This is a genomic window from Pseudophaeobacter sp. TrK17 (assembly GCF_042192375.1).
In the GTDB taxonomy this organism is placed as follows: Bacteria; Pseudomonadota; Alphaproteobacteria; order Rhodobacterales; family Rhodobacteraceae; genus Pseudophaeobacter.
Genome location: NZ_CP071700.1, coordinates 2,496,486 through 2,519,865 on the forward strand (window position 1 = coordinate 2,496,486; position 23,380 = coordinate 2,519,865).

Below are 23,380 nucleotides of genomic sequence, written 5' to 3' on the forward strand. Positions count from 1 at the left end.
ATGAGGAATATATACTTTCTGCATCGCAGCATTTCAAGAAAATAATGCTGCGATGCAGAATAAATTACCGTAAAACTACAAAATCAATCATTTGCACGGACACGCACATAGCTGCCAGGAGCAGGTTCCAGCACTGGATTATTCGAATCACCAGGGCTGCGCGCCGGAACCTGCTTGCCAGAGCGCTTCTTCAGCCAGCTCTCCCAACGCGGCCACCAGGAGCCTTCGTTGAAGGTCGCCCCTTCCATCCAGGCTTCGGGGGCCAGTTTCAGGTCATCGTTGGTGTAGTGACCATATTTGTTGCGGCTGGGCGGGTTAACGATGCCAGCGATATGACCGGACTGCGATACGATGAAGGTTTTGCTGCGCCCCCCCATCTGCTGCACACCCTTGTAACAATTGCGCCAGGGCGCAATGTGGTCCGTTTCACAGGTGATCGCCATCAGCGGGATATCCACATCCTTGAGATGCAGCGTCTCGCCAAGAAGCTCAAAACCGCCATCGGCAAACTGGTTGCCCTGGCACAGCCCGCGCAGATATTCCTCTGCCATCTTGCCCGGCAGGTTGGCGCCATCGCCGTTCCAATACAGCAGGTCAAAGGCGGGCGGCGTCTCCCCCAGCATATAGCTGCGGATGGCCGGACCATAGACCAAATCATTGGCCCGCAAGAACGAGAAGGTGCGCGCCATAATGTAGGAGGGCAGAATACCGTCCTCACCAATCTCCTCGACAATGGCGTCGACAAAATCGTTCTGCAGGAAGGGGGTGAAATCCCCCTGATCGGAAAAATCCGTCAGCGCAGTAAACAGCGTTGCCGACTTTACCGATTTATCGCCACGTTTTTTCATCAAAGCCAGCACCAGGCTGAGCGTGGTGCCCGCGATACAATAGCCGATGGCGTTGATTTGTTTGACCTTGCAGATCTCCTTGGCCTTCTCAAATGCGGTCAGGAAGCCTTCTTCGATGTAGTCTTCCATGCTGACATCGGCGTAGTCCCGGTTGGGATTGACCCAGGAGACCACAAACAGGGTATAGCCCTGTTCGGTCACCCATTTGATCAGGCTGTTCTGCGTCTTTAGGTCTAGGATGTAGAATTTGTTGATCCAGGGCGGGAACAACACGATGGGGGTTTCGTGCACCGTCTCGGTGGTCGGGTGATACTGGATCATCTCCATCATCCGATTGCGATAGACCACCTCGCCGGGGCTGGTGGCAATATTGCCGCCGATCTCAAAGGCGGTTTCATCCGCCAGTCGCACTACCAGCTCACCATTGTTGGACTCAAGATCGTTGACCAGGTTCTGCAACCCATCAATCAAAGAGGTGCCCTCAGTCTCCAACGCCTTTTCCAGCGCATCCGGGTTGGTGGGCAGGAAATTGGTCGGCGCCATCATGTTGATGATCTGATCGGAGAAATATTGCAGCCGGTGACGATCAATGGCGTCCAGATCATCGACCTGGGCCACGGCCTCGCGAATTGCCTCGGCATTGGTCAGGTACTGATGTTTTACAAAGCTAAAATAGGGGTTGTTTTCCCACATCGGATTGCCAAACCGGCGGTCTTGCGATGTCTGTGGCGCGGTGTCGTCATGGCCCTGTGCAGCCAGAACTTTCTGGGCCTCGGCAAAGTTCAGCACAGATTTGCCCCAAAACTCGACCTGCTTTTCCATCAATTTGGCAGGATTTTGCAGGAGTTCGGCCCAATAAGAGGTTGCTGCACGTGCAAACAGCTCCTGATTCGGACCGTCCAAACCAGGGTTGTGCCCTTTCCGATTTGCCATGATCTCGACCATTTTCTTAGAGAGCTGGTCAACTCGCTCCATATTTTCCTTAAGGCGTTCAAGGTGTTCTGGCGAAGTGCCATGGTCCAGCGCGTCACTTGTTGTCATCTTAAGGAATCCCCCATACTCTTTCTGCTGTGCAGAATACTGGTAACCCCATGTTACGCCAAAGCGACGAAAGGTCCGAGGCCCTGCATTATTTCCGCCCCCAGTTGTGGGATTTAAATCGGCGGGCAGACAAAAGGAAAGCCATATGCGTTTTATGATGTCTTACGACTTGATGGAAACCGCCCGGAATATGAACCAATGGCTGGGCGCCAGTGCCTTGTCGATGGCCTCCTACCCCGCCTTTTCAGCGATCCCCAACCCAGCACTGAGCTGGATGGCCGGCTGGGGCGAAGTCACCGAGCGCACCTTTCAACGTATGACCGTTAAACCCGACTGGGGCATCCACAGCTTCACCTGTGAGGACGGCAAAGACCATCTGGTCGAAGTCACCCCGGTTGTTGAACGCGATTTTGGCGATCTGCTTCACTTTTGTGTCGCCGGACGCAAAGAACAGCCCCGCAAGGTTCTTGTTGTTGCGCCGATGTCTGGCCACTATGCAACCCTGCTGCGCTCCACTGTCACCAGCCTGCTGGTGAACTGTGAAGTCTATATCACCGATTGGCATAACGCCCGCGACATTCCGGTCTCTGCTGGCAAGTTCGACATCGAAGATTACACGCTTTATCTTGTTGATTTCATGCGCGAACTTGGCCCCGACACCCATGTGGTAGCGGTCTGTCAGCCAGCGCCGTTGACCCTGGCGGCAACCGCCTATCTGGCGGAGCAGGACCCTGATGCACAGCCCTCTTCGCTGACCCTGATTGGCGGTCCGGTAGACCCGGATGCCACCCCTACAGAGGTCACCGACTTTGGGCGCCGCGTCACCATGGGCCAGCTGGAAGAAACCATGATCCAGCGGGTTGGTTTCAAATACAAAGGCGTCGGTCGCAAGGTTTATCCCGGCCTGCTGCAGTTGTCCTCTTTCATGTCGATGAACATGGACCGTCACTCGCAGGCCTTTAGCGATCAGATCCAGCGTGCCAGCCGTGGCGAAGCTTCGGATCACGATGCCCACAATCGCTTTTACGATGAATATCTGGCAGTGATGGATATGACGGCAGAGTTCTACCTCTCCACTGTCGAGCGGGTGTTCAAATCCCGTGAAATCGCCCGCAATGAGTTCATCGTTGATGGCCACAAGGTTGATATTGGCGCGATCACCGATGTGGCGGTGAAAACCGTTGAAGGTGCCAATGATGACATCTCGGCCCCTGGCCAGTGTATTGCTGCCTTGGATCTGTGCACCGGCCTGCCGGACAGCAAGAAAGCCAGCCATGTGGAACCCGGCGCCGGCCATTATGGCATCTTTGCCGGTCGCAGCTGGCGCGACAATATCCGCCCCCTGGTCATTGATTTCATGGATGCAAACAGCCGCAAACCCAAAGCCGCTGCAAAACCCAAGGCAACCAAGGGTCAGGCCAAACTCTCAGCTGTTAAAAGCTGATACCATGAGCAACGGGAAGTTTGACTTTTCCTGCTCCTGCGGCAGTTTTGCCGGGCATGTTTCAGCGCAGGGGCAAAAATCCGGACTGCGAATTTTATGCCATTGTCCGGATTGTCGCGCGGCGGAGCTCTATCATCATAGGCCCGACCCGGTTGAAGGGGTCGACCTGTTTCAACTGGCACCGCAGGCCATCACCATCAGCAAAGGCGCAGAGCACCTGCGCCTGTTACGCCTTGGCCCCAAAGGCCTGTTTCGCTGGTATGCTGGCTGCTGTGGCACACCCTTTGCCAATACGCTGGCAAAACCGCAACTGGCCTTTGCCGGACTGCGGACAGATATCTTTGAAGACAAAGATGCACTGGGCAAGGTCAAGGCCGAGGCCCATGTCCCGCGCCCAGGCAAGCCGCCGCGTAGCAAAGGCATGGCGCGCATGGTCTACGGAATTTTCTCCCGTATGATAACCGCGCGCCTGTCTGGCCTTTGGCGGGAAACGCCCTTTTTTGATGTGGAAACCGGCAAGCCGGTAGCAGAGCCAGAGGTGCTGTCAAAAGAGGCCCGCGCCAAGCTCTACCCATAGGGCCCCGATTGAGGGACACCGCTTGGGTGTCCCCACCTGATGGCGCAGCCTGATCGCTCAGCCTGCGCACTAGGCACCTCTCAAGTTGGCGGTTAAAGCTCAGGCTCCGCTTCTGCCAGCCTTGGCCGGGGCAGCCAGCCACTGTGACAGTGCGCGATTGACTGCTTCGGGTTGTTCCAGCCCTGGCAAATGCCCAGCGCCAGCAATGATTTCAAGCCTGGCATGAGGGATCAACTCCGCCAGGAATTCATGTCGTTTGACCGGCGTCAGGCGGTCATATTCCCCACAAAGAATAAGCGTCGGTACCCGACAGCGCCGTGCTGTCGCCTGTTGGTCAAGCCGGCGCTGCAATGCCCGGCTTTGATCAACAAACAGCTCCGCCCCCAAATCCAGCCCCATCGCACGCACCAGATTGAGGATATCCAACCGGCGCGCCCCCGGCGCCAGCACCTCTGGCGGCAAGGAAAGCTGCAGCGCCTTTTCCAGCCCCCCGGTACGGGCACTGACGATCAAGGGCTCGCGCATGGCGGCCTGATCCGGCGTTTCAGACAATGGGGTTGTCGCCATCAGGCAAAGCCGGGTGATCCGCTCCGGGGCACGGCGCAAAATCTCCAGCGCCACGATCCCGCCCATAGATAGGCCAACCAAGGCAAATTTTGCGGGTAGCATTGACAGGATATGCGTCGCAATATCGTCAATGCGCGCCCCACCATGCAGAGGAGCCACCATAACCGGAGTCTGTACCGACAGGGCCTGAAGCTGCGGCGTAAAGACCCGCGCATCACACATCATACCCGGCAAAAACACCACCGGCTCGCGCCCCCAATTCCCCGCTTGTTCCATGCCGTCCTACCTTTATCGCGTTGATCCGCAAACACTCTCTGCTTTGGATAGCCGCTGAAATGTCAAATCAATCTCGCGCGTTTCACACTCACTCTTGCGGTGACTTGCCTTTGGGAGCAAGAGAAATCCCCTCCTGCTCTACAACCAAACATAGATCTCCGGCAGCCCCCAATGGCGTTGGGGCACCGCCGAGCAAAAATCAGTAGCCATTCCAGCGAAAGGCACCAGTGTCGGCCAGCGGTGAAAACGGATTATGCGCCACTTCCCAGATATGGCCATCGGGCGCTCTGAAATAGCCGATATAACCGCCCCAAAACACCTCGCCGCCCGGACGCAGAATTTCCCCGCCTGCCGCCTTGGCAAGCGCCAGCAAATCGTCCACCTCTTTGCGGCTGCGGGTATTATGGCTGAGCGTCATCGCACCAGTACCCAGAGCCTCAACCGGCAGTCCGATGTCCTCTGCCAGTTTGTCCAGAGGATAAAGCCCCAGCGTCTGCGAGATCAGATCAAAAGCAACCACGCCATCCGGGCTGTCAGCTGCCTGCCAGCCAAGCGCGGCATAAAAGGCGGCAGCCTTTTCCACATCCGGCACCCCGAGGGTGATCAAACTCACCCGTTGTTCCATAGTCATGATCTCTCCTTTCTACTCAGTATTGCGCAGTCGGTCCCTGGAACCCGCCCCAACGGACAACCGGCTAAAGCAACTCGGATATGGATGTTTCGATCAGTTTCAGACAGGCGTCATCCGAAAACCGATGATCCGCATCCTTCACCAGGTTTAGCCGCATGTCCACACAGGAAGCGTGCTGCAAAAGCCGCAGCGCGGTGTCCGTCGAAACGGCTGTATCCGCCGTCCCCTGCAAACAGCGCACCGGGAAGGGCAAGTCCAGCGGCTGCCGCAGGACCAGTCGATTGCGCCCATCTTCGATCATGCGTTTGCTGATGCGGTATGGCTCCATGTAGTCGCTGGGCAGCTCAACGTACCCCTGCGCCTCCAGGTCAGCCTTCTGTGCTGCACTGAAGCTGGCCCAATAGCCGTCTTCGGTGAAATCAGGCGCCGCGGCCACGGTCACCATGCCCTGAATACGCTCCGGCATGACCTTGGCCAGCAACAGCGCCTGCCAGCCGCCCATGGAGGAGCCGACAATCAGCAATGGCCCTGTGGTCAGAGCCGAGACGGCCGCAATGGTATCTTCATGCCAATCCCCAATGCAGCCCTCTTCAAAGCGCCCCGAGCTTTCACCATGGCCAGAATAGTCGAACCGCAGAAACCCGAGCCCAGCTGCCTTGGCCCAGGCCTCCAGATGGATTGCCTTGGTTCCTTCCATGTCAGATTTGAGCCCCCCAAGGAAGACAAGCGTCACCCCCGCTCCGGCATGCGCGTGATAGGCAATCGAGCGCCCCTGCTCGGTGGTCAGAAACTTTGGTGCCGCCATATCTGTGCTCTCCCTCATTGGTGTTGTCGGATCAAGATGTGTCACGCAATGGGCAAGGCTGCAATTGTCAAAACAGCCTCGCCACCAAACGGGCCCCCAGACCGGACAACCGCCAGCCTTGCCCCCTTGGTCCAGAGCTTCTAGGTTACAGCAGATGGCCAGCCCCTGCTCGCGGCTCCTCCAAGGATCTACTATGACACAGATATTTTACCGCGGCGGCCTTGCTGTGCTCTGCCTGACGATTGTCCTGTCCGGATGCTGGGCCGCACTGGCCCTGTGGTACCGGCTGCCGTTTGGCACCGCCACGCGCCTGATTATTGCCACCGGGTTTGCCCTGCTGGCGCTAGCCGTGATCCTTGGCCTCTTCCGCCCCCGGCGACTGCGTGGCCTTGCCACCTATTGTCTGGCGCTGGCAGCGGTGATCACCTGGTGGATCAGCATCACGCCGCCTGCGGATCGAAACTGGGCCAAAGATGTGGAGCGTCAGGTCACCGGGCAGCTCAGCGGTTCAACCCTCACCCTGGAGAACATCCGCAACTTTACCTGGCGCAGCCCGACGGATTTTGACGCCAACTGGGAAACCCGCAGTTACGACCTCGACCAGCTGGAAAGCGTCGATCTCTTCCTGTCCTATTGGTCCGGCAAAACCATCGCCCATATGATCATCAGCTTTGGCTTTGCCGATGGCGAACAGCTCGCCTGGTCCGTGGAGGTCCGCCGCCAGATCGGTGGGGGCTTTTCTCCCCTGGCCGATATGTTCAAAACCAATACCCTGTCGCTAATCGCCGCAGATGAGCGCGACCTGCTGGGCACCCGCACCAACGCGCGGGGCGAAGATGTCCAGCTCTACCGCACAAACACCAGCCCGCAAAAGGCCCGCGCCCTGTTGTTGCACTATGTGACAGCTGCCAACCAACTGGCAGCACAGCCCCAGTGGTACAATTCGCTCTTTACCAATTGTACCACTGTGGTGTTTCAAATGATCCGCACAATTGTGGGCGATGTGCCTCTGGATTGGCGGGTCATCGCCAATGGCTACCTGCCTGAGTACGCCTATGACGCTGGCGTGCTCAACAGTCGTCTGCCGCTGCAGGAGCTGACCGAAAAGGGGCGCATCACTGCGCGTGCCCAGGCGCATGGCATCACCCCCGACTATTCCCAAATTATTCGCCGGGGCGTGCCCTCCCCACTGCACAAATAAACCAGGAATACTGCCCAGGATTTGGCGAACCAGCCCCCAGGGTTTCAATTGCCCCCTCGGACTTTTGGTTGCTCCACATCTTGCCGACCTCACTCTTGCCAATCCCGATCTTGACAGGGCCAGGCGCACCTGCGAAATCAGCCTCATCACATAACCCGCAACCGGGCGTTCAGTGGGCGCCAAACCGACGAGGAGCAGCCAAACCATGGCCCAAATCTCTCTCACATTTCCCGATGGCAACGCACGCAGCTATGAGGCCGGCATCACCGCCGCCGAAGTTGCCGCCGACATCTCCACCTCGCTGGCGAAAAAGGCCATTTCAGCCACCCTTGACGATCAGCACTGGGACCTGCAGTGGCCAATCCAGGCCGACGCCGCCATTGCCCTGCACACCCTCAAGGATGAGCCCCAGGCGAATGAGTTGATCCGTCACGATCTCGCCCATGTCATGGCCCGCGCCGTGCAGGAGCTTTGGCCCGACACCAAGGTTACCATTGGGCCGGTCATTGAAAACGGCTGGTACTATGACTTTGACCGGGCAGAGCCTTTCACCCCGGAAGATCTCGGCGTGATCGAGAAAAAGATGAAAGAAATCATCAACAAACGCGAGCCTGTGCGGACCGAGGTCTGGGAGCGCCAGCGCGCCATTGATTTTTACACCGCCAATGACGAGCCCTATAAGGTCGAGCTTATCGACGCCATTCCCGGCGACGAGCCCTTGCGGATGTATTGGCATGGCGACTGGCAGGATCTGTGCCGCGGTCCGCACCTGCAGCACACCGGGCAGCTGCCGGGGGATGCCTTCAAACTGATGTCGATCGCCGGCGCCTACTGGCGCGGTGACAGCGACCGCGCCATGTTGCAACGGATCTACGGCGTGGCCTTTACCGGCAAGGAAAAACTCAAGGCCCATCTCACCATGCTGGAAGAGGCCGCCAAACGCGACCACCGCAAGCTGGGCCGCGAAATGGACCTGTTTCACATGCAGGAAGAAGCCCCCGGCATGGTGTTCTGGCACCCCAATGGCTGGCGCGTCTACACGCAGCTTCAGGACTACATGCGCCGCATGCAGGACAGCCACGGCTATGTCGAGGTCAACACCCCGCAGGTGGTGAACCGCAAGCTGTGGGAGGCCTCGGGCCACTGGGACAACTACCAGGAAAACATGTTCATCGTTGAGGTCGACGAAGACCACGCCCGCGAAAAGGCAGTGAATGCGCTCAAGCCGATGAACTGCCCCTGCCACATCCAGATCTTCAACCAGGGTCTGAAATCCTACCGCGACCTGCCCCTGCGCATGGCGGAATTCGGCTCCTGCAACCGCTACGAGCCCTCCGGTGCCATGCATGGCATCATGCGGGTGCGTGGATTTACCCAGGATGACGGCCATATCTTCTGTACCGAGGATCAGGTCGAATCCGAGACCAAGGAATTTGTCTCCTTCCTCGCCAAGGTCTACAAGGACCTCGGATTTGAGACTTGGCGCGTCAAACTCTCCACCCGTCCCGAAAAACGGGTCGGCAGCGAGGAAAGCTGGGATCAGGCCGAGGCGGCGCTTGCGGCGGGTATTCAGGCGGCGGGCTATGACTACGAGATCCAGGAAGGCGAAGGTGCCTTTTACGGGCCAAAGCTCGAATTCGTGCTCACCGATGCCATTGGCCGCGACTGGCAATGCGGCACGCTGCAAATCGATCCCAACCTGCCGGAGCGTCTGGACGCCAGCTATATTGGTCAGGATGGCGACAAGCACCGCCCGCTGATGCTGCACCGGGCCACCCTGGGATCATTCGAGCGTTTCATCGGTATTCTGATCGAAGAACATGCCGGCAAGTTGCCGTTCTGGCTGGCCCCGCGCCAGGTTGTTGTCGCCTCCATTACCTCGGACGCGGACGACTATGTGCAAGAGGTCGTAGCCGAGCTGCAGGCAGCAGGCGTGCGGGCTGAGGCAGATATTCGCAATGAAAAGATCAACTACAAGGTCCGCGAGCATTCCCTCGGCAAGGTGCCGGTGATTCTGGCCATTGGTCATCGCGAAGTGGAAGAGCGCACCGTCTCGATCCGCCGCCTTGGCGAAAAGCAGACCCGTGTCGACAGTCTCGAAAATGTTACAAAGGCGCTAAAGCTCGAAGCGACCGCGCCCGACCTTTTGTAACATTTACCCATAAAAGCGCATTTGGCGGCCCCCATCTGGGGGCCGTTTTGCTTTGAACTCCGCTAATTTCATTTATTTTCAGACACCTATACTGTATGCTTTTGTCACATAGGCTGACGCAGCCGTGAGACACGCTCTCGTGACTTAAACTCTCCCTCACATCGGGTTAGGTTTTTGGTGTCAACAAGACAGCGAATAAAACAGCGCAAGACCAACACAAAAGGAATTCATGATATGTCGAAAACTTCCAAATCTTTCGCCGTTGCCAGTGCCGTAGCCGCCGCTCTGACCGCAGCCGCCACCATGCCTGCCGCCGCCGCCACCAAGGAAAAGTGCTATGGTGTATCCCTTGCCGGTCAAAATGACTGCGCCGCGGGTCCCGGCACAACCTGCGCCGGCAGCTCGACCGTTGATTATCAGGGCAACGCCTGGACCCTGGTCGACGCGGGCACCTGTGCCGATGTCGAACTGCCCGACCTCGCCGATGGCACCAAGCGCACCGGATCGCTGGAAGCCCTGGAGCGCGATCTGCCTGCATAAGTCAGCGCTTTAAACAAACCCCAAGAGGCCGGTGACGACGCTGGCCTCTTGGCTCCCTCATCCGCCGCCTGACTGTCCGAATGGGCCCCCTGCCTGACACCCTCTGCAGACCATCGCATGTGGCTGTTTGCTCAAATGTTTCTTCCTGACCTCCTCCTGCTTTGACCTGATCTGTCCGGTTCGGGTCCGACTGATATGAGATCTGCCATGCTTCACCCCCGCACCGCTCCCTCCCTGCCCAATGCCCCCGGCGTAGGCTACAAACCGCAGCATTTTGCTGAGATCATGGAACAGGCTGACCCGGTGCAGTGGCTGGAGATTCACGCCGAAAACTACATGGGCGCGGGCGGACGGCCCCTGGCCCAGCTGCGCCACCTGGCCGAAAAATTTGCCATCTCGGTACACGGTGTTGGTCTGTCGATTGGTGGAGAGGCCCCTCTGGACCCAGAGCACCTGGCCCGCTTGAAACACCTGCTGGGCTGGCTCAATCCAGCCAGCTTTTCAGAACATCTCGCATGGTCGACCCATGAGGGACAGTTCTACAACGACCTGCTGCCGCTGCCCTATACCGATGCAACGCTCGACCGGGTCTGCAGCCATATTGATCAGCTGCAAGAGGCGATCGGCCGCCCAATGCTGCTGGAAAACCCCTCCAGCTACCTCGCCTTTGCCGAGAGCACCTGGTCAGAGCCGGATTTTCTGGCTGAGATCAGCCAACGCACCGGCTGCGGATTGCTGCTGGACGTGAACAATGTCTTTGTTTCGGCCACCAATCTGGAGTTCTCTCCGCAGGGCTATATTGATGCCTTTGCCTTGGACAAGGTGGGGGAAATCCACCTTGGGGGGCACGACGAAGATACCGATGATCAGGGACGGCCGCTGTTGATCGACAGCCATGGCCACGCCGTGGTCGATCCTGTCTGGTCCCTGCTGGACTACACGCTTGACCTCGCCGGTCCCAAGCCAGTGCTGATTGAATGGGACACAGATGTTCCTGACTGGCCCACCCTGGCTGCCGAAGCGGAACGCGCCGCCTTTGCCCTTGCCAGCCTCCCCACCACGACCACAGCCACCGCAACACAGCACGTTCCGGCATGAGCAGAACCACCAAACCCCAGGGACCTGCGGTCGATCAGGCCCAATTCATCACAGCGCTGATGGATGCTGCCGTGCCGGTGCCCGCCGGGCTGGTTGATCAGGCGGCAGAAGCGGCAGGTCGGCGGTTTTCCGTTTACCGCAATAATGTCGCGGTTTCGCTGACCGAGGCCATGCACAGCGCCTTTCCGGTGATTGCCAAGCTTTTGGGGCGCAAAAACATGGATGGGTTATCCGGTCTCTATCTGCGCGCCCATCCCCCCAGCTCGCCCCTGATGATGTTCTATGGCGCTGAGTTCCCGACCTTTCTGGAAGGCATGCAGCAGCTGGATCATCTTGGATATCTTGGGGATGTCGCCCGGCTGGAACTGGCCCTGCGCCACGCCTATCACGCCGCCGATGCCACAGCCATTGACCCGTTGCAGCTGGCTGGCCTGTCAGAGCAGAGCCTGTTGCAGACCAGGCTTTGTCTTGCCCCGGCGCTGCATCTGCTGCGCTCCCCCTGGCCGATCTATTCGATCTGGCGCTTCAACACCGAGGAAGAGGCGCCAAAACCGCAGGCCGGCGCCGAGGCCGTGGTGATCACCCGCCCCGAATTCGACCCCCTGCCGCAGGTGGCCAGCGCCGCGGATGCCACCTGGATTGAGGCTTTGATGCGGGGGGCCAGCATTGGCGAGGCCCTCAGCCAAGCCCAGGACCTAGATACTGATTTTGACCTCAGCTCCCCACTCACCCTGTTGTTGCAGGGCGGAGCAATCACTGGACTTGAAGAAAGCAAAGGGTAACAACATGCACGCACTTGTCACCATTCATAACGCCGTTTTTGGCTTGGTAGAAAAGGCTGGCACCTGGGTGCTGCCGCTGGCGGCACGCTTTGTCTTTGCCGCCACTCTGCTGCTCTACTATTGGAACTCTGGCCTGACCAAGCTGGGCGACGGCATTTTGGGCCTGTTCAGCCCGTCTATTGGCGCCTACTCCCAGATCTTTCCCAAACAGCTCGAAGCCGCGGGATATGATGTGTCCCAATTCGGCATCTTTCATCAGCTGGTTGTTCTGGCAGGCACCTATGCCGAATTCATCCTGCCCCTGTTGATCCTGCTGGGCCTGTTCACCCGCTTGGCGGCGCTGGGAATGATCGGATTTGTCATCGTGCAGTCGCTGACCGACGTCATTGGCCACAATGCCACCGATGCAAAAACCCTGGGCGCCCTGTTCGACCGCTTCCCGGATAGCATCATCCTGGATCAACGTCTGTTCTGGGTCTTTGTTCTTGCCGTTCTGGTGATCAAAGGCGCAGGTGCGCTGTCCTTGGACCGGATCATCAAGCGCCGCCTTGAAACTGAGGCGATGTAATCTTTCATAAAGCACGAATAAAGGCGCCCTGCTCCCGGCAGCGGCGCCTTTTTTATGTCTTAACACGACCGCCCCAAAGCCCCGCAGTTTCACACCTTCAGCAAGGCCGCCTGTGTTGCCTTGTCCCAGCCCAGAAACAGGCCATCAGCGCTCTGTATCAATGGACGTTTCATCAAGGTCGGATGCTGTTGCAACAGATCAATTGGTGCGCCGACGCGCTCCTCTTCGCTCAGCCCGCGCCAAGTGGTTGACCGGGTATTTACCACTTTGTCGCCAAACTGCGCCAGCGCCTCTGCCAACAGCTCTGTTGGCACCCCTTCGCTTCGGACATCCACCAGGCGCGCGTCAGGCAATTGTTTCAACGCCTTACGACAAGTATCGCAGTTCTTTAAGCCATAAAGGATCATCAATTTTCCTTCCTCAGCGTGGCAATGAGCACAATCTAAAGAAGAATACCCATAGCCACTTGATTTATTTTCCCTGCATGCAACAGTTGCAACAGGGCTGACACACAGGTCGGCATTGGTGTGGCCTGCATGTCAGCAGACCACGTTTGAAAACAATGGGCTGCCTGTCGCAAACCCCGAAATTCTCTGGGCTGCCCCAGAACAACACATAAGTAGAAGGAGACACGGGAAATGCCAAGTGGCACCGTGAAATGGTTTAACACAACCAAAGGATTTGGCTTCATTGAACCCGACGGCGGCGGAAGTGACGTCTTTGTGCATATCTCTCAGGTTGAGCGGTCCGGCCTTACTGGTCTCGCTGACAATATGAAAGTTGACTATGAGCTCACCGAGGGACGCGATGGCCGACAAATGGCGGGAGAAATCAAACCCCTTCAGAGCTCTAACTAATCTGAGAGACGCGCCCTGGGGCCTTGCCCCAACCGCACGGCCTGCTGGTTCAAGCCTCTGCACATGCGCGTTGCCGACAGTGCGCCCCTTCAGCGGTTGCTTGGAGGCAGCTTGCGTTCAGCAACGCTCAAATCCGCTCCTCCCAGCCGACCGTCAAGACTTAGGCAGGAACGGGTAAAGCGCCCTCTTAGCGGCCAGAATGGATGCGCAGATATTCCACCATGACGCAGGCCGGATCTGCGGGGCGCAGCTGGGTGTCGCCCTGCCGTTGCCACTCACCCTCTGGTATCTCAGGAAAGAACGTATCTGCGCCCGCGACCTCTACCGCGACCTCGGTAATCAACAGCCGATCAGCGATCTGCATCATTTCGCGGTAAATCCCCGCGCCCCCAATCCCGTAAACCCGACGATAGCCTTGTGCATAGGCCGCTGCAACGGCTTCAGTGACTGAGCCATGCACCTCATCTGCTACCTCGGGGTTGGAAGACACCACCAGGTTCAGGCGGTTTTTCAAAGGCTTGAACGGCAGACTGTCCCAGGTGTTGCGCCCCATGACGATAGCCCCGCCAAGGGTTTCACGCTGAAAAGCCTTAAGATCCTCGGGGGCATGCCAGGGAATGGTATTGTCCTTGCCAATGGCACCATTCCGGTCGCGGGCAACAATCAGGGTAATCATTCTACGGTCTGCCTTGAAACAGGGCCCCGCCTGCGGTGGGGGTGGGGGTGGATGAAACGACAAAAGGCGAACGGCGCCTGACGAGCAGTTTTACACAGCGACGGGGGCCTTGATGCCCGGATCGGGATCATAGTTCAGGACCTCAAAATCATCATAGGTAAAATCAAAAATCGACGAGACCTGCCGTTTGATCCGGATCTGTGGCAGCGGCTTAGGGCTGCGCGACAGCTGTAGTGCCACCTGGTCCTGATGATTTGAATAGATATGCGCATCGCCAAAACTGTGGACAAAGTCCCCCGGCTCATAGCCCGTCACATGGGCCAGCATCACCTGCAACAAGGCGTAGGAGGCAATATTGAAGGGCACCCCAAGAAACATATCCGCCGAACGCTGATACAGTTGCAGGTGCAGCTTGCCGCCCAGCACCCGCACCTGCCACAGCGTATGGCAGGGCGGCAGCGCCATATCCGGCACATCGCCAGGGTTCCAGGCGGAAACAATCAGACGGCGGCTGTCTGGGCTGGTTTTGATCATCTCTACCAGGTCGGCGATCTGATCAACCGAACCAGCGCGATAGAGCGGCTCATCCCCGGTGGTGCCGGGCACCAGCTCCAGTTTTGGAAAGCTGCGCCACTGGTGGCCATAAACCGGCCCGAGGTCACCGTTTTCATCAGCCCATTCGTCCCAGATCGAGACCCCATTGTCTTTGAGATACTTGATATTGGTATCACCGGACAGGAACCACAAAAGCTCATGTATGATTGAGCGCAGATGCAGCTTTTTGGTGGTCACCAGCGGAAAACCATCCGCCAGAGGGTATCGTGTCTGCATACCAAAACAAGAGATCGTACCAGTGCCAGTGCGATCGCTGCTGGGCACCCCGGTTTCCAGAATTTGGCGCAAGGCCGCGTGATATTGCTGCACAGTGATCCCTCTTTGACACTCGATGCCTGTCCTGCAGTCATAGCGGGGAGTGACCCCAAATAACAAGCCGATGCGTCGCGGCGGATTGGCATCAGCTGCACAGTCATGCAGTACACATAGGGCGCTAGAGGCAGCGATGACCACCGTTCTGCCTTCACGTCCTGGCGCCTAGATGTGGAAACTCCAAGCCTTCCGGCCCTGCGAATCGATTGGATCTGGCCTATAGTGCGGGCAAGTTGTACCAAGCAAAATAAACTCTCCGAAAAATCTTCGCCTCACACCTTGGGCGAGGAGATGTCAAACGATCAAGGAACCTCGCACATGGCGCTTACTTATTTGCACGTAATGGTTCGGGTGAAAGACCTGGAAAAATCCAGAGCATTTTATGAACTTCTGGGACTGCGCGAAACCCGGCGCTACGACAGCGAAAAGGGCCGTTTCACCCTGCTCTATCTGGCCGCCCCCGGTCAGGAAGAAACCCCGGTTGAGCTAACTTATAACTGGGATGGCGACGAGGGCCTGCCGAGTGACAGCCGTCACTTTGGCCACCTGGCCTATGGGGTCGATAATATCTATGAAACCTGCCAGTTTTTGCAGGACAACAGCGTCACCATCAACCGCCCCCCCCATGACGGGCGCATGGCCTTTATTCGCTCGCCCGACAATATCTCAATCGAGCTGCTGCAAAATGGCGAGGCCCTGGAGCCAGCAGAGCCCTGGTCCAGCATGGCAAACACAGGCCACTGGTAAGACAGGCCACTGGTAAAACCGGCCACAGGCAGTACCAGCCCCGGCGTTCTGCCTCTGCGATAACAGGCAGGCAGATATAAGAACGCACCGCCAGTCCGGTTAGGACTTTGCGGTGCGTTTTATAGCGAACCCGAATTCTTCAAGTCTAGATGCGACTGGTGTTCAGCCGAATCAGGATTATCTGGATATGGGCGGTGCATTTCTTGCCCACCCAGGTCTTTTCTCAGGGAGCTTTCGCCCCCAAAGATCTGTTTTTAATAGATATAGCGGATCTGATCCGACCAATACCGTTCCACACGCTTCAGCGAGCTTGTGATGTCAGCGATGCCTTCGCGGCTGATAACATCCTTGCCCTCTAGGCCTTCGGCGTGGCGTGCAAAGAGGCCCGCGACGATATCGCGGATCTCGCGACCGCGTGGCGTCAGGCGAACCCGAACAGACCGGCGATCAATCTCGCAGCGCTGATGGTGCATATAGTCCAGCTCAACCAGCTTTTTCAGATTGTAGCTGACATTGCTGCCCTGATAATAGCCACGGCTCTTGAGCTCACCGGCGGTGACTTCATTGTCACCAACGTTGAACAAGAGCAGCGCCTGCACTGCGTTTATTTCCAGAACGCCGACGCGTTCGAACTCATCCTTGATAACATCCAACAACAGCCGGTGCAGTCGCTCCACCAGTGCCAGCGCTTCAAGGTAACCAGTCATGAACCCTTTGCGGTCCTGCTGGCCGATTGGCATTTCCATACTCATTCGCATCTCCGACTCGAGTTTGCTCAGGAGAGAATGCAGAAAATTCCCCAAAAATGCGTTAAGCTGGTTTTTTATTTAGTTTGATGGGTTTGTGCGACTTCCCTGATCAAAGCCTCATAAGAGCTGGGGGCAGCAACCTGCCCTGTCACCCACTGATAGAGATCCTGATCGTTCTCGTGCAGCATCTGATCATAGAGATCCAGCTTGGCCGCATCCATCGCAGGCAAGTTGGCATCTGCATAGGCGGTGAGCAGAATATCCATTTCTTTAATGCCGCGACGCATGGACCGCATCTTTAGACGCTTGAGGCGATGTTCGTGCAATTCCGTCGTTTCAGTCATCCAATCAGCCTCACGTAGACCCGGCACTCTGCACCAGTGTGCGAAGCTTCTTTTCCAGCCGTGCGGCGCGTTCGGCATTGCTGCGCATCTCATTGCGCAGGGCGCGCAGTTCATTCAGCACACCGGCGAAATCGCCCACCGCAAGATCAACATCTGCGGGTTCCGACATCCCTTCGCCCTCGCCGGTCAGCAACCAGGACATCGAGACATTCAACAGCCCCGATACCATCGACAGCTTGTTTGCGCGTGGTTCAGACAGATCCTGTTCCCAGCCCATCAGAGTGGATTTCTTGATCCCAAGGCGTCGCGCCAGCTGTGCCTGGGTCATATCGGCGGCCTCGCGGGCGGCGGCGACACGATCGCCAAATGTTGCTGCCTCTGGTCCGAACCAATCTGTTGTTTCGTCAGACATTTGCCATCTCCGTTTCTGCTCTTTGTCAATGCTGCTTGATCGCAATTTGGTGGCACCCTATGACAGATACCAAGAACATTCAAACAAGGACCCGCAGCCATGTCTTTCCTCTCCAAGACCCTCGAGCGTGTAAAACCGTCGCCCACGATTGCGATTACTGCAATGGCTGCCGAGCTGAAAGCCGCTGGCCGGGATGTGATTGGACTGAGCGCGGGTGAACCAGATTTTGACACCCCGCAGAACATCAAGGATGCCGCAAATGCCGCCATTGCTGCGGGCAAGACAAAATACACCGCCCCTGACGGCATCATCGAGCTGAAACAGGCCATCTGCGCCAAATTTGAGCGCGAGAACGGCCTGTCCTATGAACCGGCACAGGTCTCGGTCGGGACCGGTGGCAAACAAACACTGTATAATGCGCTAATGGCGACACTTAATCCCGGCGACGAGGTGATCATTCCAGCCCCCTACTGGGTTAGCTATCCTGATATGGTGCTGCTGGCCGGCGGCACACCTGTCGCGGTTGAGGCAAGCCTGGAAACGGATTTCAAACTGACGCCCGCACAGCTGGAAGCGGCGATAACACCCAATACAAAATGGTTCATCTTCAACTCGCCCTCCAACCCCAGCGGTGCCGGCTATACTCGCGCCGAGTTGAAGGCCTTGACAGATGTGCTGATGCGCCATCCCCACGTCTGGGTGATGTCAGATGATATGTACGAACACCTGGTCTTTGATGGGTTCGAATTCACCTCTCCAGCGCAGGTGGAGCCCGGTCTGTATGACCGCACGCTGACCTGCAACGGAGTGTCCAAAGCCTATGCCATGACCGGCTGGCGCATTGGCTATGCCGCAGGCCCCCAGCATTTGATTGCTGCCATGCGCAAGATCCAGTCTCAGTCAACCTCCAACCCCTCTTCGATCAGCCAATGGGCAGCGGTTGAGGCGCTGAATGGCCCGCAGGATTTCCTCGCGACCAACAATGTCGCCTTCAAACGGCGCCGCGATCTGGTGGTGGCTGCTCTCAACGCCATCGACGGCGTGACCTGCCCCACACCAGAAGGCGCCTTTTATGTCTATCCGTCGATCAAAGGTCTGATCGGCAAGACAACGCCCAAAGGCACAGTGATTGAGGACGACAAGGCCTTTGCCACGGCACTTTTGGCTGAGGCGGATGTCGCGGTGGTCTTTGGCGCGGCCTTTGGCCTGTCGCCAAATTTCCGGGTCAGCTATGCCACCTCGGACGAAGCCCTCACCGAGGCCTGCGCGCGTATTGCCGCGTTCTGCGCCTCCCTGACCTAAGCCAAAGGATCCCAGCTGATGGCTGCAACGCTGCCCGAGTATTTCTTTCGCGTGCGTGAAAACGGTGCTTTTGTGTTTCGGGTTGATACCGAAAACCGGCAGCGGCGCATCGACATGGATCAGATTGCAGCCATCAACATCCGCAACGGCGAAATCAAGCCACATGGCGGACGCGCCCTGTCAGACCAGGATCTGGCGGCGATCAAATCCTGGATGGCAGACCGGCGCGCAGTCCTGGCCGCACGGGACATAGATGACATCAAGCGGGCGGTGGATCACCTGAACCTCACCGCCCACTGGGCCCAGACCAAGGCCACCGATGAACAGCTCGAAGCTGTCACCGATGATCTGTTGCTGACCATGCATGACCTGCGCAGCGTCTTGGTACGAAAAAAGGCAGATCGGCTCATCAAGGGGCAAAAGGGCGACTAAGCTCTGCAGCCCGCCCAGGCGTTTTAGCAAATCACTGTGGCGATTTACGCTGCAGGCTTTTCTTCTGTCAGCAGGATGGAATGGCGCCAAAAGCGCGACATCAGGAAGACACCGGCAAAGCAAAGCCACAGCACCAACCCCGACCAGACCCCGACGCCGCCCCAGCCAAAGGTAAAGCCAAAGAGATAAGAGGCCGGAACGCCAATCGCCCAATAGCTGAGCGCCGCAATCACCATCGGCCAATTGGTGTCCTGCACACCGCGCAGCAAGCCCAGCGCAATCACCTGCATGCCATCCGCCAGCTGAAACAGGGCTGCCATCGCCAGGAGGCTGGCCCCAACAATCAGGATTTCAGGCTTGTTGGGGTCCATGGGGTCCAGAAACAGCGAAATCAGCGGGTCCGGGACCAATAAAAAGGCCGCACTGCCAAGCAGCGCCATGGCCAGCGACAGTAAAATCACTACCCGGGCGCCCAGCGCCATATGAGCGCGATCGCGGCGCCCATAGGCGTTGCCGGCACGAATAGTGGCGGCATTGCTCAGGCCCAGATGCACCATGAATGTCAGCCCCGACAGCGTCATCGCCACGCCATGGGCCGCCAGCGGGATGGTTCCCAACCAGCCCATCATCATGGCGGAGGCGGCAAACAGGCTGACTTCGCTTAGATTGGTCAGACCAATGGGCATGCCCAATTTAAACACCCGGAAAAACATCTCCCAATCCGGGCGGTGAAAATTCTTTAACAGTTCATGCTCGGGCAGCACCCACAGGGCGTATGCTCCCACTGTCAGCAAGGACACCGACTGCGTCGCAATCGAGGCATAGGCCGCCCCGGCAATGCCCAGCTCTGGCGCGCCCCAGTTGCCAAAAATCAGCGCATAGTTCACCAGCCCGTTCACCACAGCGGCCAAAATGGTGATCCAAAGCACGATCTGCGTGCGCTCCAGCGCTGCCAGATAAGATTTCAACACCATGACCAGCAACGCCGGAAACAGCCCCCACCCCGCCAATTGCAGATAGGCAGAGGCCGGTCCTGCCACTTCTGGATTTTGTCCCAGCGCCAACAAGATATATTCTGAAAACAGCAGCACCGGCATCGCCGCCACAGCATAAAGCAGCGACAGCCACAGCCCCATGCGGGTGGCGCGGCGGATCTGGCGCTCTTCCCCGGCCCCGGCAGCGGCGGCCACCAGAGGCATTACCGCAAAGGCGAATCCTGCACCCATCAGGAAAAACACAAAGAAATAGGATCCGGCCAGTGTCACCGCCGCCAGAGCCTCGGCCCCGTACCAGCCCAGCATGAGCGAATCCGTCATGCCAATGGCATATTGCGCCACGTGACCGCCAACCAACGGAAAACCAAGCAAAGACACAGCCCGCAGGTGGCCGCCTTTGGTCATTGTGGATGTGGTAAGATGAGTGCTGGATTGATCTATCATAGGGCAGTCTTAGCAGGTACTGCGCCCCCGGCAAGTACCGACAGTGCTGCGCGCAATACCACCCCAATAACGCCCCCAGACTGGGGGCGCTATCGCACTCCGTGTATCACGCTTTTGCGTCTGGATGCAGAGCCTTACCCAGGATGTGATCGGACCGATGAATCACATGATGCGCCTGGCCCACGATCAGTGGATCAGGGGCCTGGGCGATTGAGGGGTCTTTGCCCGGGTAGTCCACTGTGCTCAGGAAATGGCGCATGCAATTCAGGCGCGCTCGTTTCTTGCAGTTGGATTTGACCACGGTCCAGGGCGCGTCTGCGGTGTCTGTGTAAAAGAACATCGCCTCCTTGGCCTCGGTGTAGTCATCCCATTTGCCAAGGCTGGCTTTGTCGATTGGTGACAGCTTCCACTGTTTCAGCGGATCCGTTTCGCGGGATTGGAACCGGCGCCGCTGTTCGGCCTGAGTGACCGAGAACCAGTATTTATAAAGCCGCACCCCAGACCGCACCAACATCCGCTCCAGCTCAGGTGTCTGGCGCATGAACTCGAGGTACTCATCCGGCTCACAAAAGCCCATGACCCGCTCGACGCCTGCCCGATTGTACCAAGAGCGGTCATAGAGAACAATTTCACCATTGGTAGGCAGGTGATTGATATAGCGTTGGAAGTACCACTGGCCACGCTCTTCGTCGGTGGGTTTATTCAAGGCAACAACCCGGGCCGAGCGCGGGTTCAGGTGTTCGGTAAAGCGTTTGATCGTCCCCCCCTTGCCCGCAGCATCACGCCCTTCAAACACCATGGCGAATTTCTGACCCGTGTCCTGCGCCCAGATCTGAACTTTCAACAGCTCTGCCTGCAGGCGGGCCTTCTCGGCCTCATAGGTCCGACGCGACATCTTACGCTTGTAGGGATAGCGCCCACTTTCAAAGACCCGGCGGATATCTTCCGGTGAGGGATGGCTAACGGCCGCCGCCTGCGGGGCCTCTGCGAGGGTCGCAGCACTTGGCGAATTTCCAGTGGTTTCTGTCATCAGTGTTCCCTTTTACTCATTTACTCTGTTCGAGTGACGCTGTTTGAGGCGATGTTATATGCCCCAGCGCATCCACGCGCTGACCTGTGTCAAGAAACTGTCATATGGAGTGCATTTCAAAGCAGTCTTGCCGCACCTGGTGACGCAACGGTTGGCTTGATTGCAAAAGGCTCTGGCCGCAGCCTTGTCTTTCATCGCAGGAGGACACCACATGCACAGCGCCATCGAAAGCCTCCAGGGGCAGCCCTTTTTTGTTCGCCGCTGGGGCGACCCCGCCCTGCCCCGTCTGTTACTGTTGCACGGGTTCCCGGAATACGGTGGGGCCTGGGCGGAAACCGCAAGCCATCTCAGTCAACATTTCCACTGTATTGCCCCCGACCAGCGCGGATATGGCCAGAGCTGGGCTCCTGATGGCGTCGGGAACTACGCCGCCTCAAGTCTGATTGGCGATATGGTTGCGCTGATTGGCGCCGAGCAGGGGCCGGTGACGGTGTTCGGTCACGATTGGGGCGCCGCAATCGCCTATGGGCTGGCGATGTTTCATCCGCATCTTGTCCACCGTCTGATTATCGCCAATGGTGTACACCCGGTGCCGTTTCAGCGGGCCCTGGCCAGTGGCGGCGAGCAGTCAGCCGCGTCGCAATATATTCCCTGGCTGCGCCAACCAGGGGTAGAAGCCGAGCTGAGCGCCAATGGGTTTGAGAAACTGCAGGCCCTGTTTGCAACCCATATGGATATGTCCTGGCTCTCTGGCGCACGGTTGCACGCCTACAAAGCGGAATGGGCGCGCCCGGGTCGGCTGCAGGCCATGGTCAACTGGTATCGCGCCTCACCGCTACAGGTCGCCAAACCCGGGCAGCCCATTGCCATGCCAGCACTACCGCTTGCGCGCCTGACGGTGCCCCAGCCCCACCTGTTGCTCTGGGGGGATGGGGATACCGCCTTGTTGCCGGAAACCACCCTTGGGCTGGAAGAGTTTGCGCCGCAGCTGACCCGCATCACGATTGCGGGCTGTGATCACTGGCTGCATCATCAAAAACCCAAAGACCTGGCCGAGGCTATTCTTAACTGGAACCCCTGACCCAAGGCGTCGCATAAGTCGCTTTCGCACCCCTAGGTATGGCCCCAGTCATCCGGGTTTTCCGAATTGTTGGGGCTAAGCCCCAGATCGTCGCCCTTGGTTGAACAGCCAAGCCCCAGAACCGTTCGGTTGGCATAGGAAAAATAGGCGCTGACCTGGTTGATCTCAAGAATTTCGCCGTCGTCATATCCCACCTGACGCAGGGCTTCTATGTCTGCCTCAACCAGGCTGGCCGGGGCCTCTGTCAGCTTGCGCGCATAATGCATGGCGGCCTGTTGTGCCATATCCAGAGGCGCTACCGCCGGATCGCGCGCTTCGATCGCGGCGCGAATGGCCTGACCACGATCCGCATCCGCCAACAGCCGCTGAAGGCCGGCAAAATGATGCTCAACGCAGTAGTCACAGTTGTTCAAGGACGAGACCCAGACGCCCAGCACCTCAAGAAACCACTTGGGGATTTTGTTGCCAGTATGGTGCAGCACATTTTTATAGAGCGCCATATGGCCCTCCATCGAATGGGGCCGCAGGCTATGGGCCATCATGATGTTGTCGACATTGTTGTTAGGTCCCGTGACCCGCTCATACAGCTTTTTCAGCTTGCCGGTTGCCGCCTCGAACGGAACTGTCTTGATCCATGCCATGCCTTTTTCTTCCCCTGTTCAGCTTTTCCTGCACGTTAGGGAGCAGACCCTAGCCGGGCAATCCAAAAGGGAAAGCAAAAATCCACCACGGCCTGTCACCTTTGCGCGAGCGGTTGATCAAGAGCCGACCTCTGGCCTGTCGGCCCGTGTCTTTGGCTGTCTGTGGTGGTCTCTGGGAGGCTTGGTTATCCACAGCCCCTAGCGGGCCTCTTT

26 protein-coding genes are annotated in these 23,380 nt (G+C 57.9%); 13 read left to right on the forward strand and 13 right to left on the reverse strand.

Features of this window, described 5'->3' with window-relative positions; translation table 11 throughout:
* Window positions 1–83 precede the first annotated feature (83 nt).
* On the reverse strand, window positions 84–1,889 hold the full coding sequence (locus JZI28_RS11760; protein WP_375697714.1) for a PHA/PHB synthase family protein: 1,806 nt from the start codon (window positions 1,887–1,889) through the stop codon (window positions 84–86).
* Window positions 1,890–2,034: 145 nt separating this feature from the next.
* Between JZI28_RS11760 and phaZ the strand changes: the two genes are divergently transcribed.
* On the forward strand, window positions 2,035–3,333 hold the full coding sequence (gene phaZ / locus JZI28_RS11765) for a polyhydroxyalkanoate depolymerase (RefSeq protein WP_297339093.1): 1,299 nt from the start codon (window positions 2,035–2,037) through the stop codon (window positions 3,331–3,333).
* A 4-nt stretch (window positions 3,334–3,337) separates the two neighbouring features.
* Window positions 3,338–3,910: a DUF6151 family protein gene (locus JZI28_RS11770; protein ID WP_295448685.1), complete on the forward strand. Its 573-nt coding sequence runs from the start codon at window positions 3,338–3,340 to the stop codon at window positions 3,908–3,910.
* Window positions 3,911–4,009: 99 nt separating this feature from the next.
* Here the strand turns inward: JZI28_RS11770 and JZI28_RS11775 are convergent, their stop codons facing one another.
* From JZI28_RS11775 to JZI28_RS11785, 3 genes are all read right to left on the reverse strand, one after another.
* Window positions 4,010–4,753: an alpha/beta fold hydrolase gene (locus tag JZI28_RS11775; protein ID WP_375697715.1), complete on the reverse strand. Its 744-nt coding sequence runs from the start codon at window positions 4,751–4,753 to the stop codon at window positions 4,010–4,012.
* 199 nt (window positions 4,754–4,952) lie between these two features.
* Window positions 4,953–5,378 carry a VOC family protein gene (locus tag JZI28_RS11780; protein ID WP_375700096.1) on the reverse strand — a complete coding sequence of 142 codons (426 nt, stop codon included), beginning with the start codon at window positions 5,376–5,378 and terminating at the stop codon, window positions 4,953–4,955.
* Window positions 5,379–5,448: 70 nt separating this feature from the next.
* Window positions 5,449–6,189 carry an alpha/beta fold hydrolase gene (locus tag JZI28_RS11785; RefSeq protein WP_375697716.1) on the reverse strand — a complete coding sequence of 247 codons (741 nt, stop codon included), beginning with the start codon at window positions 6,187–6,189 and terminating at the stop codon, window positions 5,449–5,451.
* Window positions 6,190–6,382: 193 nt separating this feature from the next.
* Between JZI28_RS11785 and JZI28_RS11790 the strand changes: the two genes are divergently transcribed.
* From JZI28_RS11790 to JZI28_RS11815, 6 genes are all read left to right on the forward strand, one after another.
* Window positions 6,383–7,390: a DUF4105 domain-containing protein gene (locus JZI28_RS11790; RefSeq protein ID WP_375697717.1), complete on the forward strand. Its 1,008-nt coding sequence runs from the start codon at window positions 6,383–6,385 to the stop codon at window positions 7,388–7,390.
* Window positions 7,391–7,595: 205 nt separating this feature from the next.
* Window positions 7,596–9,542: a threonine--tRNA ligase gene (gene thrS / locus JZI28_RS11795; protein ID WP_348151301.1), complete on the forward strand. Its 1,947-nt coding sequence runs from the start codon at window positions 7,596–7,598 to the stop codon at window positions 9,540–9,542.
* Window positions 9,543–9,776: 234 nt separating this feature from the next.
* On the forward strand, window positions 9,777–10,082 hold the full coding sequence (locus tag JZI28_RS11800) for a DUF2282 domain-containing protein (RefSeq protein WP_295448670.1): 306 nt from the start codon (window positions 9,777–9,779) through the stop codon (window positions 10,080–10,082).
* A 207-nt stretch (window positions 10,083–10,289) separates the two neighbouring features.
* Window positions 10,290–11,180, forward strand: a complete 891-nt coding sequence (locus JZI28_RS11805) for a DUF692 family multinuclear iron-containing protein (RefSeq protein WP_375697718.1) — start codon at window positions 10,290–10,292, stop codon at window positions 11,178–11,180.
* Complete coding sequence (locus JZI28_RS11810) at window positions 11,177–11,962, forward strand: putative DNA-binding domain-containing protein (protein ID WP_375697719.1); 786 nt, start codon at window positions 11,177–11,179, stop codon at window positions 11,960–11,962. The genes JZI28_RS11805 and JZI28_RS11810 overlap by 4 nt, the downstream gene beginning before the upstream one ends.
* A 4-nt stretch (window positions 11,963–11,966) precedes the next feature.
* On the forward strand, window positions 11,967–12,530 hold the full coding sequence (locus JZI28_RS11815) for a DoxX family membrane protein (RefSeq protein ID WP_375697720.1): 564 nt from the start codon (window positions 11,967–11,969) through the stop codon (window positions 12,528–12,530).
* A gap of 89 nt (window positions 12,531–12,619) precedes the next feature.
* Here the strand turns inward: JZI28_RS11815 and JZI28_RS11820 are convergent, their stop codons facing one another.
* Window positions 12,620–12,937, reverse strand: coding sequence for an arsenate reductase family protein (locus JZI28_RS11820; protein ID WP_375697721.1), 318 nt, complete (start codon window positions 12,935–12,937; stop codon window positions 12,620–12,622).
* Between the two features lie 231 nt (window positions 12,938–13,168).
* Here JZI28_RS11820 and JZI28_RS11825 point away from each other — a divergent pair, with 231 nt between their 5' ends.
* Complete coding sequence (locus JZI28_RS11825; protein ID WP_295448655.1) at window positions 13,169–13,387, forward strand: cold-shock protein; 219 nt, start codon at window positions 13,169–13,171, stop codon at window positions 13,385–13,387.
* Between the two features lie 187 nt (window positions 13,388–13,574).
* Here JZI28_RS11825 and JZI28_RS11830 read toward each other — a convergent pair whose 3' ends face one another.
* Complete coding sequence (locus JZI28_RS11830) at window positions 13,575–14,063, reverse strand: dihydrofolate reductase (protein ID WP_375697722.1); 489 nt, start codon at window positions 14,061–14,063, stop codon at window positions 13,575–13,577.
* Between the two features lie 90 nt (window positions 14,064–14,153).
* Complete coding sequence (locus JZI28_RS11835; RefSeq protein ID WP_295448649.1) at window positions 14,154–14,987, reverse strand: thymidylate synthase; 834 nt, start codon at window positions 14,985–14,987, stop codon at window positions 14,154–14,156.
* A 321-nt stretch (window positions 14,988–15,308) separates the two neighbouring features.
* Here JZI28_RS11835 and JZI28_RS11840 point away from each other — a divergent pair, with 321 nt between their 5' ends.
* A complete protein-coding gene (locus tag JZI28_RS11840) occupies window positions 15,309–15,737 on the forward strand; it encodes a VOC family protein (protein ID WP_375697723.1) in 429 nt (142 codons plus the stop codon).
* Window positions 15,738–15,991: 254 nt separating this feature from the next.
* Here the strand turns inward: JZI28_RS11840 and JZI28_RS11845 are convergent, their stop codons facing one another.
* The 3 genes from JZI28_RS11845 to JZI28_RS11855 all read right to left on the reverse strand — a co-directional run bounded on the left by JZI28_RS11845 (window position 15,992) and on the right by JZI28_RS11855 (window position 17,242).
* Window positions 15,992–16,489 (reverse strand): MarR family winged helix-turn-helix transcriptional regulator, encoded by a 498-nt coding sequence (locus JZI28_RS11845; RefSeq protein WP_172684845.1) that lies wholly within the window; start codon window positions 16,487–16,489, stop codon window positions 15,992–15,994.
* A 71-nt stretch (window positions 16,490–16,560) separates the two neighbouring features.
* Window positions 16,561–16,830, reverse strand: a complete 270-nt coding sequence (locus JZI28_RS11850) for a succinate dehydrogenase assembly factor 2 (protein ID WP_295448641.1) — start codon at window positions 16,828–16,830, stop codon at window positions 16,561–16,563.
* Between the two features lie 10 nt (window positions 16,831–16,840).
* Window positions 16,841–17,242, reverse strand: coding sequence for a helix-turn-helix domain-containing protein (locus JZI28_RS11855; RefSeq protein ID WP_375697724.1), 402 nt, complete (start codon window positions 17,240–17,242; stop codon window positions 16,841–16,843).
* Window positions 17,243–17,341: 99 nt separating this feature from the next.
* Here JZI28_RS11855 and JZI28_RS11860 point away from each other — a divergent pair, with 99 nt between their 5' ends.
* Both JZI28_RS11860 and JZI28_RS11865 read left to right on the forward strand, forming a co-directional pair.
* Window positions 17,342–18,544 (forward strand): pyridoxal phosphate-dependent aminotransferase, encoded by a 1,203-nt coding sequence (locus JZI28_RS11860; protein WP_295448635.1) that lies wholly within the window; start codon window positions 17,342–17,344, stop codon window positions 18,542–18,544.
* A gap of 18 nt (window positions 18,545–18,562) precedes the next feature.
* Window positions 18,563–18,976, forward strand: coding sequence for a hypothetical protein (locus JZI28_RS11865; RefSeq protein ID WP_375697725.1), 414 nt, complete (start codon window positions 18,563–18,565; stop codon window positions 18,974–18,976).
* A 44-nt stretch (window positions 18,977–19,020) separates the two neighbouring features.
* Here the strand turns inward: JZI28_RS11865 and JZI28_RS11870 are convergent, their stop codons facing one another.
* Together JZI28_RS11870 and ppk2 are read right to left on the reverse strand one after the other, a co-directional pair.
* Entirely contained in the window at window positions 19,021–20,415 is a 1,395-nt protein-coding gene (locus tag JZI28_RS11870; protein WP_375697726.1) for an MATE family efflux transporter, read from the reverse strand.
* A 106-nt stretch (window positions 20,416–20,521) separates the two neighbouring features.
* Window positions 20,522–21,445, reverse strand: coding sequence for a polyphosphate kinase 2 (gene ppk2, locus JZI28_RS11875; RefSeq protein WP_297340892.1), 924 nt, complete (start codon window positions 21,443–21,445; stop codon window positions 20,522–20,524).
* Between the two features lie 211 nt (window positions 21,446–21,656).
* On the opposite strand from ppk2, the gene JZI28_RS11880 reads away from it, so the two are divergent.
* Complete coding sequence (locus JZI28_RS11880) at window positions 21,657–22,526, forward strand: alpha/beta fold hydrolase (RefSeq protein WP_375697727.1); 870 nt, start codon at window positions 21,657–21,659, stop codon at window positions 22,524–22,526.
* Window positions 22,527–22,558: 32 nt separating this feature from the next.
* On the opposite strand, the gene JZI28_RS11885 is transcribed toward JZI28_RS11880, so the two are convergent.
* On the reverse strand, window positions 22,559–23,167 hold the full coding sequence (locus JZI28_RS11885) for a carboxymuconolactone decarboxylase family protein (RefSeq protein WP_375697728.1): 609 nt from the start codon (window positions 23,165–23,167) through the stop codon (window positions 22,559–22,561).
* Between the last annotated feature and the right edge of the window lie 213 nt (window positions 23,168–23,380).

What these genes read in the sequence shown, in the direction of transcription:
- JZI28_RS11790 (WP_375697717.1), top strand. Translation starts at nt 6,383, where the DNA reads ATGACACAGATATTTTACCGCGGCGGCCTTGCTGTGCTCTGCCTGACG.
- JZI28_RS11780 (WP_375700096.1), bottom strand. Translation starts at nt 5,378, where the DNA reads ATGGAACAACGGGTGAGTTTGATCACCCTCGGGGTGCCGGATGTGGAA.
- JZI28_RS11805 (WP_375697718.1), top strand. Translation starts at nt 10,290, where the DNA reads ATGCTTCACCCCCGCACCGCTCCCTCCCTGCCCAATGCCCCCGGCGTA.
- JZI28_RS11870 (WP_375697726.1), bottom strand. Translation starts at nt 20,415, where the DNA reads ATGATAGATCAATCCAGCACTCATCTTACCACATCCACAATGACCAAA.
- JZI28_RS11855 (WP_375697724.1), bottom strand. Translation starts at nt 17,242, where the DNA reads ATGTCTGACGAAACAACAGATTGGTTCGGACCAGAGGCAGCAACATTT.
- JZI28_RS11760 (WP_375697714.1), bottom strand. Translation starts at nt 1,889, where the DNA reads ATGACAACAAGTGACGCGCTGGACCATGGCACTTCGCCAGAACACCTT.
- phaZ (WP_297339093.1), top strand. Translation starts at nt 2,035, where the DNA reads ATGCGTTTTATGATGTCTTACGACTTGATGGAAACCGCCCGGAATATG.
- JZI28_RS11825 (WP_295448655.1), top strand. Translation starts at nt 13,169, where the DNA reads ATGCCAAGTGGCACCGTGAAATGGTTTAACACAACCAAAGGATTTGGC.
- JZI28_RS11880 (WP_375697727.1), top strand. Translation starts at nt 21,657, where the DNA reads ATGCACAGCGCCATCGAAAGCCTCCAGGGGCAGCCCTTTTTTGTTCGC.
- JZI28_RS11850 (WP_295448641.1), bottom strand. Translation starts at nt 16,830, where the DNA reads ATGACTGAAACGACGGAATTGCACGAACATCGCCTCAAGCGTCTAAAG.
- JZI28_RS11785 (WP_375697716.1), bottom strand. Translation starts at nt 6,189, where the DNA reads ATGGCGGCACCAAAGTTTCTGACCACCGAGCAGGGGCGCTCGATTGCC.
- JZI28_RS11885 (WP_375697728.1), bottom strand. Translation starts at nt 23,167, where the DNA reads ATGGCATGGATCAAGACAGTTCCGTTCGAGGCGGCAACCGGCAAGCTG.
- JZI28_RS11845 (WP_172684845.1), bottom strand. Translation starts at nt 16,489, where the DNA reads ATGAGTATGGAAATGCCAATCGGCCAGCAGGACCGCAAAGGGTTCATG.
- JZI28_RS11865 (WP_375697725.1), top strand. Translation starts at nt 18,563, where the DNA reads ATGGCTGCAACGCTGCCCGAGTATTTCTTTCGCGTGCGTGAAAACGGT.
- JZI28_RS11820 (WP_375697721.1), bottom strand. Translation starts at nt 12,937, where the DNA reads ATGATCCTTTATGGCTTAAAGAACTGCGATACTTGTCGTAAGGCGTTG.
- ppk2 (WP_297340892.1), bottom strand. Translation starts at nt 21,445, where the DNA reads ATGACAGAAACCACTGGAAATTCGCCAAGTGCTGCGACCCTCGCAGAG.
- thrS (WP_348151301.1), top strand. Translation starts at nt 7,596, where the DNA reads ATGGCCCAAATCTCTCTCACATTTCCCGATGGCAACGCACGCAGCTAT.
- JZI28_RS11800 (WP_295448670.1), top strand. Translation starts at nt 9,777, where the DNA reads ATGTCGAAAACTTCCAAATCTTTCGCCGTTGCCAGTGCCGTAGCCGCC.
- JZI28_RS11810 (WP_375697719.1), top strand. Translation starts at nt 11,177, where the DNA reads ATGAGCAGAACCACCAAACCCCAGGGACCTGCGGTCGATCAGGCCCAA.
- JZI28_RS11775 (WP_375697715.1), bottom strand. Translation starts at nt 4,753, where the DNA reads ATGGAACAAGCGGGGAATTGGGGGCGCGAGCCGGTGGTGTTTTTGCCG.
- JZI28_RS11840 (WP_375697723.1), top strand. Translation starts at nt 15,309, where the DNA reads ATGGCGCTTACTTATTTGCACGTAATGGTTCGGGTGAAAGACCTGGAA.
- JZI28_RS11830 (WP_375697722.1), bottom strand. Translation starts at nt 14,063, where the DNA reads ATGATTACCCTGATTGTTGCCCGCGACCGGAATGGTGCCATTGGCAAG.
- JZI28_RS11860 (WP_295448635.1), top strand. Translation starts at nt 17,342, where the DNA reads ATGTCTTTCCTCTCCAAGACCCTCGAGCGTGTAAAACCGTCGCCCACG.
- JZI28_RS11815 (WP_375697720.1), top strand. Translation starts at nt 11,967, where the DNA reads ATGCACGCACTTGTCACCATTCATAACGCCGTTTTTGGCTTGGTAGAA.
- JZI28_RS11770 (WP_295448685.1), top strand. Translation starts at nt 3,338, where the DNA reads ATGAGCAACGGGAAGTTTGACTTTTCCTGCTCCTGCGGCAGTTTTGCC.